Below are 18,816 nucleotides of genomic sequence, written 5' to 3' on the forward strand. Positions count from 1 at the left end.
TCGGACGGGTCGGATTCGGGGCGTGGGCGGGGGCGGTCAGCGGGCAGCACGGCACTCCCGGCTCCGGTCGGCGCACGGGATGTGCGAGTGGTCGCCGAGCGCGATGGCGGCGAAGGCGGTGAGCGAGGCGGTGCCGGGGGCGAAGTAGCCGCTGTGGCCGTGCGAACCGGCCGAACCGACCACCCGGGCGCCGAAGCCGGCGGCGGTGGGGTCGGCGCCGTGGCCCAGGCCGAGCACCGAGACGTACGGGACCTTGCCGATCCAGTCGGAGTCGTTGCGTTCGGCGGCCCAGAGCGGCACCCGCAGGGCCCGCGCATCGGGGACGTCCATCCCGGGCGAGCCCAGCACCACCAGGTCGCGGACCTGCTCCGGGCCCGGGTCGGCCAGTCCGCAGACCGCCGAGCCGTAGCTGTGGCAGAACAGCGTCACCGGCCCGGTGACCGGTGCCAGCCCGGCGAGGAAGCGGTCCAGCCGGCTCGCGCCCGCCCGGGCCAGACCGGAGGTCGCCGCGTCGAGGCCGAGCCCGACGGGCGTGGTGTACCCGGCCCAGGCGACGACGGCGACCCGGTCCCCGGTGGCCCGGCGCAGCGACCGTGCCATCCCGGCGGGGGTGCCGTACGGGTCGCGGTCGCGGTCGAAGGACATCAGGTCGACGTCCGAACCGGGTACCACCACGGCGGTACGGGCGGCCGTGGTGAGGTCCCCGTACACCTCGGCGATCTGGCCGCGGCCGCGCGGATCGAAGGCAAGGATCTGACGATTCGTCAGAGAGGCGTAGTAGTCGGCGCGTTCGGCTGCCGCGCGCTGCTGGTCTGGGGTTACGGCCGGGTCCGCGGCGCGGGCCAGTTCGCGCCTGCGCTCCTCGGCCAGTGCGAGCGCGTTGGCGCGGTAGCGCAGCCGGACGGGTGCGCCGTCGAGGTTGCCGACCACCAGGGGGTGGCGGGCCGCCAGCGCGTTCTGCTGCGCGGCCGTCAGACCGGCGAAGAACCGGGCCACCTCGGCGGGCGGGGCGGTGGCGGGATCCGGCAGCCGCACCCCCAGGGTGCCGTCGGCCACCCAGGCCGCGCTTCCCTCCGGTGGGCCGGTCAGCGGTGTCTGGCCGTCCGCCGCCGCCCACCCGTCGGCTCCTGCCAGCACCGCGGCCATCGCCACGGCCGCCACCAGCCCCCTGCCGAACCGCCCCGCCATCTTCCGCTCCTTCTCCGCGACTTGGACGAGGAGGAAGGTAGGAAGACGACGCCGGGGCGGGCGTCACACCGCGGGGCCAACCACGGCCTCATACCGTGGTGCTAGGGGTGCTCCCGTAGGGGTTCGGTGGCCGGGCACGCTCCCGCAGGGGTGCGGTGGTCGGGGGTGCTCCCGCAGGGGGGCCGGGTCGCACGGGAGGGCTCGTACGGACTACTGGCCCGGGGTGACCAGGCCCGATTCGTAGGCGAGGACCACGGCCTGGGCGCGGTCGCGGAGGCCGAGCTTGGCGAGGATACGGCCGATGTGGGTCTTGACGGTCTGTTCGGCGACGATCAGACGCTCGGCGATCTGCTGGTTGGAGAGGCCGCGGGCGATCAGTTCCAGCACCTCGGTCTCACGCGGGGTGAGGCCGTTCAGGCGCAGCCGGCGGTCCCGGCGAGGGGCGGGCCGGGTACGGGCGAACTCCTCGATCAGACGGCGGGTGACCGAGGGCGCCAGCAGGGCCTCGCCGGCCGCGACGACGCGGACCGCGGAGATCAGGTCGGCCGGCGGGGCGTCCTTGAGCAGGAAGCCGCTGGCCCCGGCGCGCAGCGCCTCGTACACGTAGTCGTCGACGTCGAAGGTGGTCAGCATCAGCACCTTGGGGCGGTGCCCGCCCCCGGCCGCGGGGTCGAGCAGGCGGCGGGCCGCCTCCAGTCCGTCCATCTCGGGCATCCGGACGTCCATCAGCACCACGTCGGGGTGGGTGCGCCCGCTGACCTCCAGCGCCTGCCTGCCGTCGGCGGCGTCGCCGACCACGTCGATGTCGCTCTGCGCGCCCAGCAGCGCCGCGAACCCGGCCCGGACCATCGCCTGGTCGTCGACGATGACTACGCGGATGGTCATGTGCGGTGCTCCTCGGGCTGGTTGACGGGCAGGACGGCGGCCACGCGGAAGCCGCCGTCGGGCAGCGGTCCGGTGTCCAGCCTGCCACCCAGCAGCCGGACGCGTTCACGCATCCCCACCAGTCCGTGCCCGGTGCCCTCGGGCGACTCGACGCCCGCCCGGTCGTTCCCTCCCGCCGGGGCGGCGTTGACCACGGTGATCCGCAGGGTGTCGTCCTCGGCGGCGACGGAGACCCAGACCTCGGCGCCGGGCGCGTGGCGGACCACGTTGGCCAGTGCCTCCTGGACGATCCGGTACGTGGACACGCCCACGGCCTGCGGCAGTTCACCGAGTGCGCCGACCTCCTCGGCGATGCTCAGCTCCGCCCGCACCCCCGCCTGGGCGACGGTGTCGACCAGTTCGGGGAGGCGGTCCAGGCCGGGCTGCGGAGTGCGGTCCGGGGCGCTCTCCTCGCTGCGCAGCACACCGAGCAGCCGGCGCATCTCGGCGAGCGAGCCCCGGGCGGCGGCGGCGATGGTGCCGAACTCCTCGGCGGCCTCGGGCGGCAGCCCGCTGATCCGGTACGGTGCGCTGTCCGCCTGGACGGTGATCACCGACATGTGGTGCGCCACCACGTCGTGCAGCTCGCGGGCGATCCTGGCGCGTTCCTCCAGCAGCGTGCGCCGCCCGCGTTCGGCCTCGCTGATCTGCTCCTGCTCGGCGAGCAGCCGCCGGGCCTCGCCGCGTCCGCGCAGGCTCCAGCCGAGCACCAGCACGGCGCCGCTGAGCACGATCGGCAGCGGGCCGCCGGCGTCCCCGGCCCGGGTGAAGGCCGCTCCCTCCCAGGCGGTGGCCAGCGTGGTGACCAGCCAGACGGCGAACAGGGTGCGCCCGCTCTCCCGCAGGGCCAGTGCCAGCATCAGGAAGAGGTAGCCGAGCAGCGTGGTCACCGGCCAGGGCCAGGGGCCCGCGGCCTGCGGGGCGTGCGCCGTCAGCACGGCCTCGGCGACGGAGACCGGGAGCACCACCCACCAGACGGCCAGCGGCCGGGTGACCGCCAGGATCAGCGGTACGGTCTGGGCGACCACCAGCGCCGCCGCGGTCGGGAGCGTCAGCTTGTACAGGGTGTGCAGGTTCACGATCCCGGTCGGGATCAGCGCCGCGTTGAGCGCGAGCGCGATCGCGTACGGCAGGGCGCGCAGCCAGCGCCGACGGGAGGTGCCCAGTAACGGCTCGGCGCCGACCGACGTGACCAGGGCACGCCCGAGGGAGAGCGCGAACGGGCGCAGGGCGGACAGCATCCGGCGCAGGGCGGACAGGACGGTGTCGGGTAGTCGGATCTTCATCCCGGCCCAGCGTAGGGGCAGGTGGGCGAGGCGGCGTCGTACGAGGGGACTGCCCCGTACGTAGTACCCGGGTATGAGGCGTACCCGCGGCGACGCCTGGCGGGCTCAGTCGCGCCAGCGGCCGGACAGCGCGGGCCCGAGCTGGTCGAAGTGGCGCTCGATCATGGCGATCATGCCGTCGGGGCCGGTCTGGTGGTTGCCGGGGTCCGAGGTCCAGGAGAGGTGGGACAGCCGGACGACCGCGCCGAACACCGCGGCCAGCAGCCGGGGCCGCAGGTCGGTGGCCAGGTCGAGGCCCTCGCGCTCGGCCAGGATCTCGGCGACCTGGCGCTCCTGCTCGGCGGTGTGCCGCAGGTGGGCGGCGAGCAGCGTGGGGGTGGACTCGATGAGTTCGAGCAGCTCCAGGGCGGCGGTGACGTTGCCGGGACCGGCGTGCTCCACGCTGCCGAGGCTGCGCCAGGACTCGGTGATGGCGGCGCGCATGGCCAGCAGCGGGTCCTCCTCGGCGGGGCGCCGGCGCAGGCACTCGATGAAGAAGTCCTCGGCGTCGGCCATGACGGCCAGGGCGACCTGCTCCTTGTTCTCGAAGTAGCGGAAGAAGGTGCGCTGGGAGACGTCCACGGCGGCGGCGATCTCGTCCACCGTGGTGCGGCCGTAGCCGTGGACCAGGAACAGCTGGTGCGCCGCTTCGACCAGGGAGTCCCTGGTGCGCCGCTTCTTGCGCTCACGAAGCCCGAGGACCCGGCAGGCGGGGTCGGTGGTCGCCGTGGTGAGCTGCGCGGCCATACGCGGGGGCCTTTCGAGGGGAGGGGTCGGTGTCACCACGATAGCGCTCTGACATATGTCATCAATGCGCACAAGTCATTGTTTGCCTAATGTCAGTGGCTGCCATAATGTCGCTGTCGGTGGCGCCCGCCGGGCCGGAAGACTCGTGGGGACGGGTGGGCCGGGGCGCCACTAGCCATGTTTCTCGGGCTCCGGAGGGCCAGCTATGAGTCAGTCCGTCGTCAACAAGGGGAAGGCGGACCTGCCGCCGCAGCACAGCGGTCCGCCGGGAAAGCGGGACGGCCTCAAGGGCCACCCGTGGCTGACCCTGCTCACCGTGGCGGTCGGTGTGATGATGGTCGCCCTGGACGGCACCGTCGTCGCCATCGCCAACCCGGTCATCCAGACCGACCTGGGCGCCTCGCCCGCCGACATCCAGTGGGTCACCAGCGGCTACCTGCTGGCACTCGCGGTCTTCCTGATCACGGCCGGGAAGATCGGTGACCGCTTCGGCCACAAGGCGACCTTCCTGGTCGGCGCGACCGGCTTCGCCGCCACCTCGGCCGCGATCGGGTTCTCCACCGGCATCCAGATGGTGATCGCCTGCCGTGTCCTGCAGGGCCTGTTCGGCGCGCTGCTCCAGCCCGCCGCGCTCGGCCTGCTGCGCGGTGCCTTCCCGGCCGAGAAGCTGAACATGGCGATCGGCATCTGGGGCGGTGTGATCGGTGCCTCCACCGCCGCCGGCCCCATCGTCGGCGGTCTGCTGGTCGAGCACGTCAGCTGGCAGTCGGTCTTCTTCATCAACGTCCCGGTCGGCCTGGCGACCCTGCTGCTCGGCCTGTGGATCCTGCGCGACGTACGGGCGGAGAACACCGCCAAGTCGTTCGACCTCCCCGGCATCGTGCTGCTCTCGGTGGCGATGTTCGCGCTGGTCTGGGGCATCATCAAGGCCCCGAGCTGGGGCTGGGGCGACTCGGCCACGCTGCTCTGCCTCGGTGGCGCGCTGCTCGCCATGGTGCTCTTCGCGCTCTGGCAGACCCGCGCCAAGGAGCCGCTGATCCCGCTCAGCCTGTTCCGCTCCGTGCCGCTCTCGGCGGGCACGATGCTGATGGTCCTGATGGCCTTCGCCTTCTTCGGCGCGATCTTCTTCGTCACCTTCTACCTGCAGAACGTGCACGGGATGACGCCGGTCCAGGCCGGTGTCCACCTGCTGCCGATGACCGGCATGATGATCGTCGGCTCCCCGGTGGCCGGCCTCGCGATCGGGAGGATCGGCCCGCGGATCCCGATCGTCGCGGGCATGCTGATCACCACGCTCGCCATGTACGGGATGTCCACGCTGGACATCCACTCGGGGACGGGCGTCATGTCGCTCTGGTTCGTGCTGATGGGCCTGGGCATCAGCCCGGTCATGGTCGGCGCCACCGAGGTCATCGTCGGCAACGCCCCGATGGCGCTGTCCGGGGTGGCCGGCGGTCTGCAGCAGTCCGCGATGCAGGTCGGCGGCAGCCTGGGGACGGCCGTGCTCGGCGCGGTGATGGCCTCCAAGGTCGGCAGCGTGCTGCCCGGCAACTGGGCCAAGGCCGGGCTTCCGCCGGTCGGGGGTGCCCAGGGCGAGCAGCTCAAGCAGGCCGCCCAGCTCGGCATCGCGCCGCCGGCGCCGCAGGGCACGCCCGCGCCGGTGGTGCACGCGATGGCGGACGCGGTGCACAGCTCCTTCGTCAGCGGGATGGCGATGGCCTTCGGGGTCGCCGCGGTGATCGCCTTCGCGGCGGCGCTCCTCGGACTGCTGACCAAGCGGGGGAGCAGCGACGCGGGGCCCGCGGTGCACATCTAGCGCCGGGACGGCGCCGACAGGCGGCTCACCACGATGCGCGAGAAGCCCCGCACCTCGGTGCGGGGCTTCTCGCGTTCAGACGGGGCCGCCCGAGGGCGCCGCCTCGCGCCCGTGGGGAGCCTCCTGCTCGGGCGCGCTCTGCAGGGAAGGCGCCTCCCGGTGCCGCCCCGTGCCCCTCATGGTGGCGCTGTGGACGTATCTGACACGCTCCTCGCGCTCCAACTCCGGGAACCAGTAGCGAAGTTGCTTCTGCGCCTCGACGGGGGAGAGGTGCAGCTCGGTGAGCAGGAACTCCGCCTTGGCGACGATCTCCTCGTTCATGGCGACCTCCTCGGGGTGGGCCCGGAACGATTCTGCAGCCACCCCGGCCGCCCGGCCCCCGCTGTTGCGCCTACCGGGCGTCCCGAGTACGCCCAAAACGCCCGAGGGCCGGGCTCCCGGAAGGGGAGCCCGGCCCTCGGCCGGTCCGGTCGGATCAGGCGTCGCCGCCGGCCGCGCCCGGGTCGGCAGCGGCCACGTCCAGCAGCTGGTAGCGGTCGATCGCGTCCTTCAGCACATGACGCTCGATCTTGCCCTGCTTGGCGAGCTCGGTGAGCACGCTGAGGACGATCGACTGCGCGTCGATGTGGAAGAAGCGACGGGCCGCACCGCGGGTGTCGGCGAAGCCGAAGCCGTCGGCGCCCAGCGACTGGTACTGGCCCGGCACCCAGCGCGAGATCTGGTCCGGCACCGCGCGCATCCAGTCGGAGACGGCGACGAACGGGCCCTCGGCGCCCTGGAGCTTGGCGGTCACGTACGGGACGCGCTGCGGCTCCTCCGGGTGGAGCAGGTTGAACTCCTCGGCGTCGACCGCGTCACGGCGCAGCTCGTTCCAGGAGGTCGCCGACCAGACGTCGGCCTTGACGTTCCACTCCTCGGCGAGGACGCGCTGGGCCTCCAGGGCCCACGGCACGGCCACACCGGAGGCGAGGATCTGCGCCGGGATCTGGCCGGCCTCGCCGCCCCTGTACTTGTACAGACCCTTGAGGATGCCGTCGACGTCGACGTCCTCGGGCTCGGCCGGCATGTGGATCGGCTCGTTGTACACGGTGAGGTAGTAGAAGACGTCCTCGCCGTGCGGGTGCTCGGCGGTGGAACCGTACATCCGGCGCAGACCGTCCTGCACGATGTGCGCGATCTCGAAACCGAACGCCGGGTCGTACGCGACGACGCCCGGGTTGGTCGAGGCGAGCAGCTGCGAGTGGCCGTCCGCGTGCTGGAGGCCCTCACCGGTCAGCGTGGTGCGGCCGGCCGTGGCGCCGATCACGAAGCCGCGGGCCAGCTGGTCGGCCATCTGCCAGAACTGGTCACCGGTGCGCTGGAACCCGAACATCGAGTAGAAGACGTAGACCGGGATCAGCGGCTCGCCATGGGTGGCGTAGGACGAACCGGCGGCGATCAGCGAGGCGGTGCAGCCCGCCTCGGAGATGCCGTCGTGCAGCATCTGGCCGGTCGGGGACTCCTTGTACGCCAGCAGCAGCTCGCGGTCGACCGACTCGTAGGTCTGGCCGAGCGGGTTGTAGATCTTGGCGGACGGGAAGAGCGAGTCCATACCGAAGGTGCGGTACTCGTCCGGCGCGATCGGCACGAAGCGGTTGCCGATGCCCTTGTCGCGCATCAGGTCCTTGAGCACCCGGACGAACGCCATGGTGGTGGCGATGGTCTGGTTGCCGGAACCCTTCTTGACGCCCTTGTACGCGTCGTCGCCCGGCAGCACCAGCTGGCGCGGCCGCACCTTGCGGGTCGGCACGTAGCCGCCGAGCTCACGCCGGCGGTCGTGCATGTACTGGATCTCCTCGGAGTCCTTGCCCGGGTGGTAGTAGGGCGGGTAGCCCTCTTCCAGCTGCTTGTCGGTGATCGGCAGGTGCAGCCGGTCACGGAAGCGCTTGAGGTCCTCGACCGTCAGCTTCTTCATCTGGTGGGTCGCGTTGCGGCCCTCGAAGTTCGGGCCGAGCGTCCAGCCCTTGACGGTCTGGGCGAGGATGACGGTCGGCTGGCCCTTGTGCTCGGTGGCCGCCTTGAACGCCGCGTAGATCTTCTTGTGGTCGTGGCCGCCGCGACCCAGGTGCTGGATCTGCTGGTCGGTCATGTTCTCGACCATGGCGCGCAGGCGCAGGTCGCCGCCGAAGAAGTGGTCGCGGATGTACTCGCCGGACTCGGTGGCGTAGGTCTGGAACTGGCCGTCCACCGTGGTGTTCAGCTTGTTCACCAGGACGCCGTCGCGGTCCTGGGCCAGCAGCGGGTCCCAGCTGCGGTCCCAGATGAGCTTGATGACGTTCCAGCCGGCACCGCGGAACTGGGACTCCAGCTCCTGGATGATCTTGCCGTTGCCGCGGACCGGGCCGTCGAGGCGCTGCAGGTTGCAGTTGACCACGAAGGTCAGGTTGTCCAGGCCCTCGCGCGCGGCGAGCGACAGCTGGCCGAGCGACTCGGGCTCGTCCATCTCGCCGTCGCCGAGGAAGGCCCACACGCGGGAGTCGGAGGTGTCCTTGATGCCCCGGTGCTCCAGGTAGCGGTTCATCCGGGCCTGGTAGATCGCGCCGAGCGGGCCGAGGCCCATCGAGACGGTCGGGAACTCCCAGAAGTCCGGCATCAGCCGCGGGTGCGGGTAGCTGGACAGGCCGTACGGGGCCTTGGACTTCTCCTGGCGGAAGGCGTCGAGCTGCTGCTCGGACAGTCGGTCCAGCAGGAAGGCACGCGCGTAGATACCGGGGGAGGCGTGGCCCTGGAAGAAGATCTGGTCGCCGGACTCGCCCTCGGCGTCCTTGCCTCGGAAGAAGTAGTTGAAGCCCACGTCGTACAGCGACGCGGAGGAGGCGAAGGTGGCGATGTGCCCGCCCACGCCGATGCCCGGGCGCTGGGCCCGGGAGACCATCACGGCCGCGTTCCAACGGGTCGCGTTCAGGATCTTGCGCTCGATCTCCTCGTTGCCGGGGAAGAACGGCTCGTCCTTGGTGGCGATGGTGTTGACGTAGTCCGTGCTGCGCATCTCGGGCACGGCGACACGCTTCTCGCGGGCGCGCTCGATCAGGCGGAGCATCAGGTAGCGGGCGCGCTCACGCCCCCGCTCGTCGATGGCCGCGTCAAGCGACTCAAGCCATTCCGCGGTCTCCTCGGGATCGAAGTCCGGGACCTGACTCGGAAGGCCGCCAATGATGATCGGGTTGCGATCGGATCCGGAAGCCACGCTGTTCCTTCACTGTCGGACGTAACTGAGGTGTGTCGCGCCGCCTCCATCGTGTACCGCGACTCGGAGATCCGTCATCTCTACCGATCGGTAACCATTCCGTACCAGGGGTTGATTTCCCTGGGGCGGTCAGGTCGGATGGTGTGTGACGTGGACATCGCTGCCGCGTCGCGCACCACCGGGTGTTACGAAGAGGTGGTCCGACCTTGTGGCCCGACCGTCCGTTGGCGGCCGGTCGGGGTGAGGGCCAACAGGAGACTCTACGCCCGCCGGAGTCGTTACTCCGAAATGCGTTCGCATCCCGGGCACTTTCCGGCCTCGCGCGGCCGCCTGACCCGCAGCATCGCTGGGGTGTGTAGAAAAGGGCAAATCGGTGTGATTACCGACACATTCCACGGCGTGTCCTGCCCCGACACGTCAACCTTTGGGTGGGATCGGGGGTCGGGTACTTGCGCGAACCGCCGCGCACGTGTGGACTACGGCCACAGCCTCGGCATGAATGCCGAGCCGAATACTGGAGGTTATTCCCGTGAGCGCGACCGCGGACCCCGCGGACAAGTCCAACCCGGCGCACCGTCTCGGCTTCGAAGAGGGCCAGGTGGTCCAGGAGCTCGGGTACGACGAAGACAGTGACCAGGAACTCCGCGAGGGCATCGAGGACATCACTGGCACCGAGCTCGTCGATGAGGACTACGACGACGTCGCCGACGTCGTCGTGCTGTGGCACCGCGAGGAGGACGGGGATCTCACCGATGCCCTCGTCGATGCACTGGAGTACCTGGCGGAGGGCGGCCTGGTCTGGCTGCTGACCCCGAAGACGGGCCGGGACGGCCACGTCGAGGCGCACGAGATCAACGACGCCGCCCGGACCGCCGGTCTCTCCCAGACCAGCTCGGTGAGCGTGGCCAAGGACTGGATGGGCACCCGCCTGGCGACGCCGAAGGCTGCCAAGAGCGGCCGCCGCTGACCCAGGCCGCGGGCAGCGGGTACCGGCGCGGTGGCGCCGGGCCCGGGTGACGCTCGCGTCCCGGACCCCGCCGGAGCTTCCTCCGGCGGGGTCCGGCCGTTTCCGGGGGTGCGGGACGGCCTCCGGAGGTGCGGGACCGCCTCCGAGGGTGCGGGACCGCCTCCGAGGCGGATCGCCCGCGCCCCTCCCGGCACTCCCCGCCGCCGGCGCTCGCCCGCCGCCCGTCGTCCCCACGGTGGACACCGACGGCTCGGGCGGGACGGACGGCCGTCGAGCGGGCGGTGTTCACCAAGGGCGAAACCGGGCCCCGATGCCGGACGGAACTCCCCCGGACGGTCGAACCGGCGCGCGCGGATGCGAGGATGCGGATAGTCGCGCGGCCGTCTGGGCCGTGGCATCCGGTTAGGAAGGTCTCCGCATGGCCATCGAGGTCGGCACCAAGGCTCCGGACTTCGAGCTGAAGAACCAGCACGGCGAGCTGGTCAAGCTCTCCGACTTCCAGGGCGAGAAGAACGTCGTCCTGGTCTTCTACCCGTTCGCCTTCACCGGGGTCTGCACCGGAGAGGTGTGCGAGATCCAGAACGAGCTGCCGCGCCTGCAGAACGACGCGGTGCAGGTCCTCGCGGTCTCCAACGACTCGCCGTTCACCCTGCGGGTCTTCGCCGACCAGCAGAGCCTCGAGTACCCGCTGCTGTCGGACTTCTGGCCGCACGGTGAGGTCTCCCGGGCGTACGGCGTCTTCGACGAGGAGAAGGGCTGCGCGGTGCGCGGCACCTTCGTGATCGACAAGACCGGCGTGGTGCGCTGGTCGGTCGTCAACGGCCTCCCGGACGCCCGGGACACCAAGGAGTACCTGGCCGCGATCGACGCTCTCTGAGCCGTCCGCGGGACCCGTCGGCCCGGCGCGTCGGCGACGCGCCGGGCCGCACCGTCGCCGCGGACGGGAACCGGTCCTACGATCGGGCCGTTGTCGGGGAAAGCACGAAACTTGGAGGACCAGTGGGTGTCAGCCTGAGCAAGGGCGGAAATGTCTCGCTCACCAAGGAGGCTCCGGGCCTCACCGCCGTGGTCGTGGGCCTCGGCTGGGACGTCCGTACCACCACCGGTGCCGACTTCGACCTCGATGCCAGCGCGCTGCTCTGCAACGAGGCCGGCAAGGTCGCCTCGGACAGCAACTTCGTCTTCTTCAACAACCTGAAGAGCCCGGACGGTTCGGTCCAGCACACCGGCGACAACCTGACCGGTGAGGGCGAGGGCGACGACGAGAGCATCAAGGTCGACCTGAGCGCCGTCCCGGCCGATGTGGCGAAGATCGTCTTCCCGGTCTCGATCTACGACGCGGACACCCGCCAGCAGAACTTCGGCCAGGTCCGCAACGCCTACATCCGGGTGGTGAACCAGAACGGCGGCACCGAGATCGCCCGTTACGACCTCTCGGAGGACGCCTCCACCGAGACCGCGATGGTCTTCGGCGAGCTCTACCGCAACGGCTCGGAGTGGAAGTTCCGCGCCATCGGCCAGGGTTACGCCTCCGGTCTGCGCGGCATCGCCCAGGACTTCGGGGTGAACGTCTGACCCGTACTCGGGTGAGTTCCCGGCAGGTGGCCGGGTGAATAGTCTTGGGGCCGGGGTCGGCGGGAGTTCCTTCCCGCCGGCCCCGGCCCTTGCTGTTCCCGGGTCTGACGCTTCGTACGGGTTCCGGGCCCCGAGTTCAGCAAGTTCAGTGGGTCCAGAGCACCCACGGTGGGCCGCGAGGGCGTACATCTGGAATGCGCCCGGCCGGCGGCCCTGTGCGCTGCGCGAAATCCCGTGCAGCGTGCCGGACACAGCCCCGGGAACGGGGATGAGGGAGGAAGAACGACCATGAGTGTCACGCTCGCCAAGGGTGGGAACGTCTCGCTGACCAAGGCCGCGCCGAATCTGACGCGAGTCCAGATCGGCCTGGGCTGGGACGCCCGTTCCACCACCGGTGCGCCCTTCGACCTGGACGCGAGCGCCCTGCTCTGCGCCGGTGGCCGGGTGCTGGGCGACGAGTACTTCGTGTTCTACAACAACCTCCGCAGCCCCGAGGGTTCGGTCGAGCACCAGGGGGACAACCTGACCGGCGGTGCGGACGGCGACGACGAGGTGATCGTGGTCAACCTCGATCTCGTCCCGCCGCAGGTCGACAAGGTCGTCTTCCCGGTCTCGATCTATGACGCCGATGCCCGGATGCAGAACTTCGGCCAGGTCGGCAACGCGTTCATCCGGGTGGTGGACCAGAACGGCGGCACCGAGATCGCCCGTTACGACCTGACCGAGGACGCATCCACCGAGACGGCCATGATCTTCGGCGAGCTCTACCGCTACCAGGGTGAATGGAAGTTCCGTGCGGTGGGCCAGGGTTACGCGTCCGGTCTGCGCGGCATCGCTCTCGATTTTGGAGTAAACGTAGAGTAAAGCTGCTCTGCGTACAGGTATTTGAAAGGTTCTGACCCCGTGTTCCTCCGTACATTCGGATGGTCATTCGCCATAACGATCGCCGGTCTGATAGCTGCCGGCCTGATCTGGGGGGCCGAGGGTTTCGGCGTCGTGCTGATTCTCTCGATCCTGGAGATCTCGCTGTCCTTCGACAACGCGGTCGTCAACGCCACCGTCCTGAAGCGGATGAACCCGTTCTGGCAGAAGATCTTCCTCACCATCGGTGTGCTGATCGCTGTCTTCGGTATGCGGCTGGTCTTCCCGCTGGCGGTGGTCGCGTTGACGGCGCATCTCAACCCGGCCACCGTCGTGGAGTTGGCACTCGACTCCGGCAAAACCCATGACGGTCACACCTACGCCCAGTTCCTGACGATGGCCAACCCGGCCATCGCGGCCTTCGGCGGCGTCTTCCTGCTGATGATCTTCCTCGACTTCGTCCTGGAGGAGAAGGAGTTCAACTGGCTGAACTGGATCGAGAAGCCGCTGGAGAAGATCGGCAAGCTGGAGGCGCTCTCCTCGGTCGTCGCCCTGGTGGTACTCGTGCTGGCGGCCAGGTTCTTCGCCGGTGCGCACGCCGAGACGGTGCTGCTGGCCGGGCTGCTGGGCCTCGCCACCTACCTGGCGGTGGCCGGGCTCTCCGGTGTCTTCGAGTCCGGGCTGGAGGAGCAGGAGGAGGCCGAGGCGGCCGCCGAGCGCGGCGGCGGCTCGCTGCTCCAGGTCGGCGGCAAGGCCGCGTTCTTCCTCTTCCTCTACCTGGAGGTGCTGGACGCCTCGTTCTCCTTCGACGGAGTGGTCGGCGCCTTCGCCATCTCCCAGAACATATTCATGATCACCCTGGGCCTGGGGATCGGCGCGATGTACATCCGTTCGCTGACGGTCTTCCTGGTCCGCAAGGGCACGCTGGACGACTACGTCTACCTGGAGCACGGCGCGCACTACGCGATCGGTGCGCTGGCGCTGATCCTGCTGGCCTCGATCAAGTACCACATCCCGGAGATCGTCACCGGCCTGATCGGGGTCGCCTTCATCGGCGCCGCACTGGCCTCCTCGGTGCTGCGCAACCGGCGCGAGCAGGCGCTGGAGGGCGCCTCGGCCTGAGACCGCCCCGTCGCGGGTCGGTCTGCCTCCTGAAACGTCGAACGGTCCCCGGAGCCTCGCGGCACCGGGGACCGTTTCCGTCCGCCCGCTCTCAGGTCAGCCGAGCTGCTTCTCGATGGCGCGCAGCTTGCGCTCCAGCGAGTCCAGTTTGGGCATGGAGAGGGTGTCGTCGTCGGCCGTCAGGTCGATGGCCTGGAACTTCTCGACCGCGGGGGTCTGCCTCACGGCGGGGGTCCGCTCCACGGACGGGGTGCTTTCGGCGGCGAGTGCGGGGGTCGCCGCTAGTGCAGGCTCCGTAGCGGACTGGCCGTCACCGGCCCCGGCGGCGGTGAGTGCGGGGACCTGGCGGCCGCCCCGGGCCCGGCCGAGCAGACCGCCCTGCCGGGCGATCGCCTTGAGTTCGGCGCGCTCGCGGCGATCGGCGCTGCGGGCCCGGGACTTGGCCTCCTGCCTGGCCTGCCGCTCCTCGCGGACCTCCTCGACCGCCTCGTCCAGGCTGCGGACGTTCTCCAGCAGCATCAGCGACCAGGCCGCGTACGTCTCGCGCGGTGCGCGCAGCCAGCGGACGATCCGGATCTGCGGCAGCGGACGGGGGATCAGGCCCTGCTCGCGCAGTGCGGCGCGGCGGGTCTGCTTGAGCGCGCGGTCGAAGAGCACCGCCGCCGAGATCGACATGCCGGCGAAGAACTGCGGCGCGCCGTCGTGCGCGCCGCCGCGCGGGGCGTGCACCCAGTTGAACCAGGCCGAGGCGATGGCGAACAGCCAGACCAGCAGGCGGGATCCGAGCGCCGCGTCACCGTGGCTGGCCTCGCGGACCGCGAGCACCGAGCAGAACATGGCCGCGCCGTCCAGCCCGAACGGAACCAGGTACTCCCAGCCGCCGGAGAGCCCGAGGTTCTGCTCGCCGAAGCCCACCAGGCCGTGGAAGGAGAGCGCGGCCGCGACACCCGCGCAGCAGAACAGCAGCACGTAGGAGGCGATTCCGTACACCGCCTCCTTCCGCCGCCGGCGCTCCTCGCTGCGCTCCCAGGAGTCGCCGCTGTCGCCGGACCTGGTGCCCCTGAAGCGCAGTGCGGCGAACAGGACGGCGGTGAACAGCAGGGCGGCGGCGCCGACAACGGCCCAGACCAGCTGTATCGAGGAGAGGTTCATCGGGGCGGGGGCCTCGGCTTTCCGCAGGTCGGTGCAGTTCGTTCCAGCGGGGAACGGAACGGGACGGACAGGGCAGGTACACCTGTGCGGCTGAACGATATCGCGTTCCGGAGGCGTGCATGGTACTGGAGTTGACTTGCCGTCGGGCGCAGCGGCACGCCGGATTCCGGGCGGAGCCCGTACGGGGGGCTGCGGCGCCGCGCGGCTGGGTAGGGATGTATGGCATGGCGGGCCCGCTTCGGGCACGATGGGCCCGACGGGTGGTGGAAGGATCGGCCGGGTCCGGATCGGGGCCCGCCGGGTGTCTGGGGAGGACGCGATGGTCTCGGTCTGGGAGTTCCTGCGCGGGGACCGCAAGGACTTCGACACCGGTGGTCAGCACAAGGTCACACTGACCAAGTCCCAGCCGCAGCACGCGATCACCGGCCCCGCCGCCACCACCGGCTACCTCTACGTCAACCTGCACTGGACCGGCAGGACCGCCTCACGCGGCGCCGCCAAGAGCGCGCTGCGCAAGCTCTTCGACCCCCGCATCCTGCGCCCGATGGAGCCCGCCTCGTACCAGTCCGAGCAGGTCAACGTGGACCTCGACCTCGCCTGCATGTACGAACTCACCGACGGCACCCGGGGTGTGGTGCAGCCGCTCGGCAAGTACTTCGGCGATCTGCAGCGACCGCCGTACATCAAGCTCAGCGGAGACGACGTCTACGGCGCGCCCTCCGGCGAGACGATGTACATCAACCTGGAGAAGAAGGACAAGTTCCGGCGCCTGCTGGTCTTCGTGTACATCTACGACGACACGCCCGCCTTCGACAGTACGCACGCGACGCTCACCATCGTCCCGCAGAGCGGGCCGCGGATCGAGATCAGCCTGGACCAGCGTGCCCCGCAGGCCCGTTCGTGCGCCGTGGTGCTGATCGAGAACAGCGGGGACAACCAGCTGACGATCCGCCGGGAAGTGCGCTACGTGCACGGCTTCCAGTCGGACCTGGACCGGCTGTACGGCTTCGGGATGCAGTGGCAGCGCGGCTACAAGACACCGGCCGGGCCGGGCGAGGACTAGGGCGTTGTCCGGAGATTCCCGCCGGACAACGCTCTAGCGGGGCTGGAACTGCGGACCCTGCGGGGGGAGCGTGAACGACTGCGCCGGCGCGGGGGGCTGCGGTCGGTACTCCGGCTGGGGCTGCGGCGGGGCCGGCGGGTAGCCGTAGCCGGCGGCCTGGTAGGGCTGGGTGGGGTCCTGCGGGTAGCCGTACGTCGGCTGAGGCGGCAGGGGTGCCGGATAGCCGTAGCCGGCGGTCGGGTTGGCCGGGTGCGGCTGCTGCGGGTAGCCGTACGCCGGTTGGGGAGCGGGCATCGGGGGCGGCGGGTAGCCGTAACCGGGCTGCTGCGGCGTGTGCCGGTCCGGTGAGTGCAGGGGCGGCTGCGGTGGGGGCGGTGGTGCCGTGGGCGGCAGCAGCGGTTGCCGTGCCTGGGTCGTGGGCGCCACGGTGGGCGGTGCCGTGGGCATCGGCGGCAGCAGGGGAGCCGGCGGCAGGGTGGCGGGTGCCAGCGTCCAGCTGTCGGGCTCTTCGAGCGGGTCGGTCCAGGGAGCGGTCGGGGGAGCCGCCGTCTCCTGCGGGGAGTCGGGCGCGTCGTCCACGGCGACCCCGTACTCGGTCGCCAGCGCGGCGAGGCCGGCCGCGTACCCCTGGCCGATCGCACGGAACTTCCAGGCGCCGTTGCGCCGGTACAGCTCGGCGGCCACCAGCGCCGTGACCTCGCCGGTGTCGGTCATGGCGAACTCGGCGATCGGCGCCTCCGACTCCGGGACGGCGGCGTCGTGCAGCACCACCCGCAGGCCGCGGACGGCCGGGAACGCCCCGCCCTCGGCCGACCCGGCCAGCACCACCCGGTCCACCTCGGGCGGCAGCTGCGCGAGGTCGACGTCGATGGTGTCCCGGAGCGCGCTGCCGTCCGGCGTCCACTGCTTGGGCCGGTGCCGCACCGTGCCCGTGGGGTGCTCGGGCTGGTTGTAGAAGACGAAGTCCTCGTCCGAGCGGACCCTGCCGTCCGGCCCGAGCAGCAGTGCGGAGGCGTCCACATCGGGTGTCCCCGGTCCGGCGCTCCAGTGCAGCACGGCGCGCACGGCGGCGGCCGTCAGCGAGATGTTGGCGCCCTTGGCCATCACGTGCGTCATAACGCACCATCCTGCCGCTCCGCCCCGTCCCGAGACAACGCGGGTGGCGTCGTGCCGCCCCGTCAATCGGGCTGCCGTCATGACGGTCATGACGGTCATGACCGTCATGACCGGCCGGGCGGGGCCGGGCCGTGGCGGCCGGCGGCGATCGCGGCGACGGCCCGGGACCTAGGACCTCCACAGCCGGAGCAGGCCGGAGCAGGCCAAATCCGGCCGCACCACGGCCGGTCACCTGGGCCGCCCGCGCGGGAGGCATCGACGAGGGGTCGCGAACTTTCCGGCCAGGCGGACCGTCTATCAGATGCCAATACCACCGCGACCTGCGGGTACGCTGCCGATTTACCCAGCAATGGAGAGCACTTTGCGCCATTTCGGCCACCTCGCCGACGACGTACGCGACCGGCTCTTCCTACGGCAGCCGACCGCCTTCGACCGGAACGGCGACGCGGCGGTGCTCGCCACCGCACTCGGCGGGACGCTCTACAGCCCGGCCACCAGGCCCACCCTGGTCGCCGACGTCCGGAAGCAGGCGGCGCGCGGAGTGGTCTCGATGGTGCTCTGCCTTGAGGACGCGATAGCCGACCACGAAGTACCGGACGCCGAAGCGAACCTGGTCGCGCAGCTCGCCGAACTCCGGTCGGGCGGAGCGGACGACACCCCGCTGCTCTTCGTCCGGGTCCGCACCCCCGAGCAGCTCACCGACCTCACCCGGCGGCTGGGTCCGGCGATCGACCTGCTCACCGGCTATGTGCTGCCCAAGTTCACCGAGGAGAGCGGCGGCCCCTTCCTGGAGGCACTCACCGAGGCGGAGCGGTTCACCGGGCAGCGGCTGTTCGCGATGCCGGTCCTGGAGTCCCCCGAGCTGGCCCACCTGGAGTCGCGCCGCGAGCAACTCTTCGGCGTGGAGCGACTGCTGGACAAGCACCGGGAACGGATCCTGGCCGTCCGGCTCGGCGTCACCGACCTGTGCTCCGCGTACGGGCTGCGCCGCTCGCCCGACCTGACCGCCTACGACGTGGCGCTGGTGGCCGGGGTGATCGGCGACGTGGTCAATGTGCTCGGCCGCGCCGACGGCACCGGGTACACCGTGACCGGGCCGGTGTGGGAGTACTTCCCCGTCCAGGAGCGGATGTTCAAGCCGCAACTGCGCCGCACCCCCTTCCTCGCGGCGGACCCCCTTCCGGCCTCCGGCCGCCAGGACCCGTCCGGCGGCCTCGGAGTCCGCAGACAGCTCATCGAACACGATCTGGACGGACTGCTCCGGGAGATCGAACTGGACCGCGCCAACGGCCTGTTGGGCAAGACATGCATCCACCCCAGCCACGTCCCGGCCGTGCACGCCCGCTCGGTGGTGACGCACGAGGAGTACTCGGACGCCCTGGACATCCTCGACCGGTACCGGGACGGCGGCGGGGTCTCCCGCTCGGCGTACACCAACAAGATGAACGAGGCCAAGCCGCACCGCGCCTGGGCGGAACGGGTGCTGCTGCGCGCCGAGGTGTTCGGCGTCGCCCGGGCGGACACCGGCTTCGCCGAACTGCTGGGTGCCGTACTCCGCGGCTGAAACCGGCACCCGCGCCATGACCGGCCCCGGGACCCGGCCGACCCCGGGACCCGGCCGACCCCGGGACCCGGCCGAGCCCGGGCCATGACCGGCTCGGGGCCCCGACCGCGCCGCGGCGGGCACCCGGACCTCGGCCCTCACCGCCCCAAGCACCGTCGAAAGTAGGAGTC

At 71.0% G+C, this 18,816-nt stretch carries 16 protein-coding genes; 8 read left to right on the forward strand and 8 right to left on the reverse strand.

Annotation, left to right across the window (positions count from 1 at the left end):
• Window positions 1–36 precede the first annotated feature (36 nt).
• The 4 genes from ACSMTC_RS26115 to ACSMTC_RS26130 form a co-directional block, all read right to left on the reverse strand.
• Window positions 37–1,188 carry an alpha/beta hydrolase gene (locus ACSMTC_RS26115; RefSeq protein WP_436562140.1) on the reverse strand — a complete coding sequence of 384 codons (1,152 nt, stop codon included), beginning with the start codon at window positions 1,186–1,188 and terminating at the stop codon, window positions 37–39.
• A gap of 210 nt (window positions 1,189–1,398) precedes the next feature.
• A complete protein-coding gene (locus tag ACSMTC_RS26120) occupies window positions 1,399–2,073 on the reverse strand; it encodes a response regulator (RefSeq protein WP_436562141.1) in 675 nt (224 codons plus the stop codon).
• Complete coding sequence (locus tag ACSMTC_RS26125; protein WP_436562142.1) at window positions 2,070–3,398, reverse strand: sensor histidine kinase; 1,329 nt, start codon at window positions 3,396–3,398, stop codon at window positions 2,070–2,072. Before ACSMTC_RS26125 ends, ACSMTC_RS26120 begins: the two co-directional genes overlap by 4 nt.
• Before the next feature lie 105 nt (window positions 3,399–3,503).
• Window positions 3,504–4,184 (reverse strand): TetR/AcrR family transcriptional regulator, encoded by a 681-nt coding sequence (locus ACSMTC_RS26130; protein WP_436562143.1) that lies wholly within the window; start codon window positions 4,182–4,184, stop codon window positions 3,504–3,506.
• Window positions 4,185–4,389: 205 nt separating this feature from the next.
• On the opposite strand from ACSMTC_RS26130, the gene ACSMTC_RS26135 reads away from it, so the two are divergent.
• Complete coding sequence (locus tag ACSMTC_RS26135) at window positions 4,390–6,000, forward strand: MFS transporter (RefSeq protein WP_436562144.1); 1,611 nt, start codon at window positions 4,390–4,392, stop codon at window positions 5,998–6,000.
• A gap of 75 nt (window positions 6,001–6,075) precedes the next feature.
• Here ACSMTC_RS26135 and ACSMTC_RS26140 read toward each other — a convergent pair whose 3' ends face one another.
• Both ACSMTC_RS26140 and aceE read right to left on the reverse strand, forming a co-directional pair.
• The gene (locus ACSMTC_RS26140) at window positions 6,076–6,321 is read right to left on the reverse strand and encodes a hypothetical protein (RefSeq protein ID WP_436562145.1); all 246 of its coding nucleotides are present in this window, start codon (window positions 6,319–6,321) and stop codon (window positions 6,076–6,078) included.
• Window positions 6,322–6,475: 154 nt separating this feature from the next.
• Window positions 6,476–9,226, reverse strand: coding sequence for a pyruvate dehydrogenase (acetyl-transferring), homodimeric type (aceE, locus tag ACSMTC_RS26145; RefSeq protein ID WP_436562146.1), 2,751 nt, complete (start codon window positions 9,224–9,226; stop codon window positions 6,476–6,478).
• Between the two features lie 529 nt (window positions 9,227–9,755).
• Between aceE and ACSMTC_RS26150 the strand changes: the two genes are divergently transcribed.
• The 5 genes from ACSMTC_RS26150 (at window position 9,756) to ACSMTC_RS26170 (ending at window position 13,751) form a co-directional block, all read left to right on the forward strand.
• Window positions 9,756–10,193 carry a DUF3052 domain-containing protein gene (locus ACSMTC_RS26150; protein WP_436562147.1) on the forward strand — a complete coding sequence of 146 codons (438 nt, stop codon included), beginning with the start codon at window positions 9,756–9,758 and terminating at the stop codon, window positions 10,191–10,193.
• Between the two features lie 418 nt (window positions 10,194–10,611).
• Window positions 10,612–11,070 carry a peroxiredoxin gene (locus tag ACSMTC_RS26155; protein WP_436562148.1) on the forward strand — a complete coding sequence of 153 codons (459 nt, stop codon included), beginning with the start codon at window positions 10,612–10,614 and terminating at the stop codon, window positions 11,068–11,070.
• 122 nt (window positions 11,071–11,192) lie between these two features.
• Window positions 11,193–11,768, forward strand: a complete 576-nt coding sequence (locus tag ACSMTC_RS26160; protein ID WP_436562149.1) for a TerD family protein — start codon at window positions 11,193–11,195, stop codon at window positions 11,766–11,768.
• 288 nt (window positions 11,769–12,056) lie between these two features.
• The gene (locus tag ACSMTC_RS26165; protein ID WP_436562150.1) at window positions 12,057–12,632 is read left to right on the forward strand and encodes a TerD family protein; all 576 of its coding nucleotides are present in this window, start codon (window positions 12,057–12,059) and stop codon (window positions 12,630–12,632) included.
• 39 nt (window positions 12,633–12,671) lie between these two features.
• The gene (locus tag ACSMTC_RS26170) at window positions 12,672–13,751 is read left to right on the forward strand and encodes a DUF475 domain-containing protein (protein WP_436562151.1); all 1,080 of its coding nucleotides are present in this window, start codon (window positions 12,672–12,674) and stop codon (window positions 13,749–13,751) included.
• 96 nt (window positions 13,752–13,847) lie between these two features.
• Here ACSMTC_RS26170 and ACSMTC_RS26175 read toward each other — a convergent pair whose 3' ends face one another.
• Window positions 13,848–14,903, reverse strand: a complete 1,056-nt coding sequence (locus tag ACSMTC_RS26175; protein WP_436562152.1) for a DUF2637 domain-containing protein — start codon at window positions 14,901–14,903, stop codon at window positions 13,848–13,850.
• 319 nt (window positions 14,904–15,222) lie between these two features.
• Here ACSMTC_RS26175 and ACSMTC_RS26180 point away from each other — a divergent pair, with 319 nt between their 5' ends.
• Window positions 15,223–15,966, forward strand: a complete 744-nt coding sequence (locus ACSMTC_RS26180) for a Tellurium resistance (protein WP_436564815.1) — start codon at window positions 15,223–15,225, stop codon at window positions 15,964–15,966.
• A 33-nt stretch (window positions 15,967–15,999) separates the two neighbouring features.
• Here the strand turns inward: ACSMTC_RS26180 and ACSMTC_RS26185 are convergent, their stop codons facing one another.
• A complete protein-coding gene (locus tag ACSMTC_RS26185; protein WP_436562153.1) occupies window positions 16,000–17,082 on the reverse strand; it encodes a TerD family protein in 1,083 nt (360 codons plus the stop codon).
• Between the two features lie 361 nt (window positions 17,083–17,443).
• On the opposite strand from ACSMTC_RS26185, the gene ACSMTC_RS26190 reads away from it, so the two are divergent.
• Window positions 17,444–18,646, forward strand: coding sequence for an HpcH/HpaI aldolase/citrate lyase family protein (locus tag ACSMTC_RS26190; RefSeq protein WP_436562154.1), 1,203 nt, complete (start codon window positions 17,444–17,446; stop codon window positions 18,644–18,646).
• Window positions 18,647–18,816 lie beyond the last annotated feature (170 nt).

The sequence above is a fragment of the Kitasatospora sp. HPM-01-4 genome (assembly GCF_051374625.1).
GTDB lineage: Bacteria > Actinomycetota > Actinomycetes > Streptomycetales > Streptomycetaceae > Kitasatospora.

Bases quoted from the DNA above. Each gene is read 5' to 3' on its own strand.
- ACSMTC_RS26140 (WP_436562145.1), bottom strand. From the start codon at position 6,321: ATGAACGAGGAGATCGTCGCCAAGGCGGAGTTCCTGCTCACCGAGCTG.
- ACSMTC_RS26185 (WP_436562153.1), bottom strand. From the start codon at position 17,082: ATGACGCACGTGATGGCCAAGGGCGCCAACATCTCGCTGACGGCCGCC.
- ACSMTC_RS26115 (WP_436562140.1), bottom strand. From the start codon at position 1,188: ATGGCGGGGCGGTTCGGCAGGGGGCTGGTGGCGGCCGTGGCGATGGCC.
- ACSMTC_RS26175 (WP_436562152.1), bottom strand. From the start codon at position 14,903: ATGAACCTCTCCTCGATACAGCTGGTCTGGGCCGTTGTCGGCGCCGCC.
- ACSMTC_RS26130 (WP_436562143.1), bottom strand. From the start codon at position 4,184: ATGGCCGCGCAGCTCACCACGGCGACCACCGACCCCGCCTGCCGGGTC.
- ACSMTC_RS26125 (WP_436562142.1), bottom strand. From the start codon at position 3,398: ATGAAGATCCGACTACCCGACACCGTCCTGTCCGCCCTGCGCCGGATG.
- ACSMTC_RS26155 (WP_436562148.1), top strand. From the start codon at position 10,612: ATGGCCATCGAGGTCGGCACCAAGGCTCCGGACTTCGAGCTGAAGAAC.
- ACSMTC_RS26165 (WP_436562150.1), top strand. From the start codon at position 12,057: ATGAGTGTCACGCTCGCCAAGGGTGGGAACGTCTCGCTGACCAAGGCC.
- ACSMTC_RS26180 (WP_436564815.1), top strand. From the start codon at position 15,223: ATGGTCTCGGTCTGGGAGTTCCTGCGCGGGGACCGCAAGGACTTCGAC.
- ACSMTC_RS26135 (WP_436562144.1), top strand. From the start codon at position 4,390: ATGAGTCAGTCCGTCGTCAACAAGGGGAAGGCGGACCTGCCGCCGCAG.
- ACSMTC_RS26120 (WP_436562141.1), bottom strand. From the start codon at position 2,073: ATGACCATCCGCGTAGTCATCGTCGACGACCAGGCGATGGTCCGGGCC.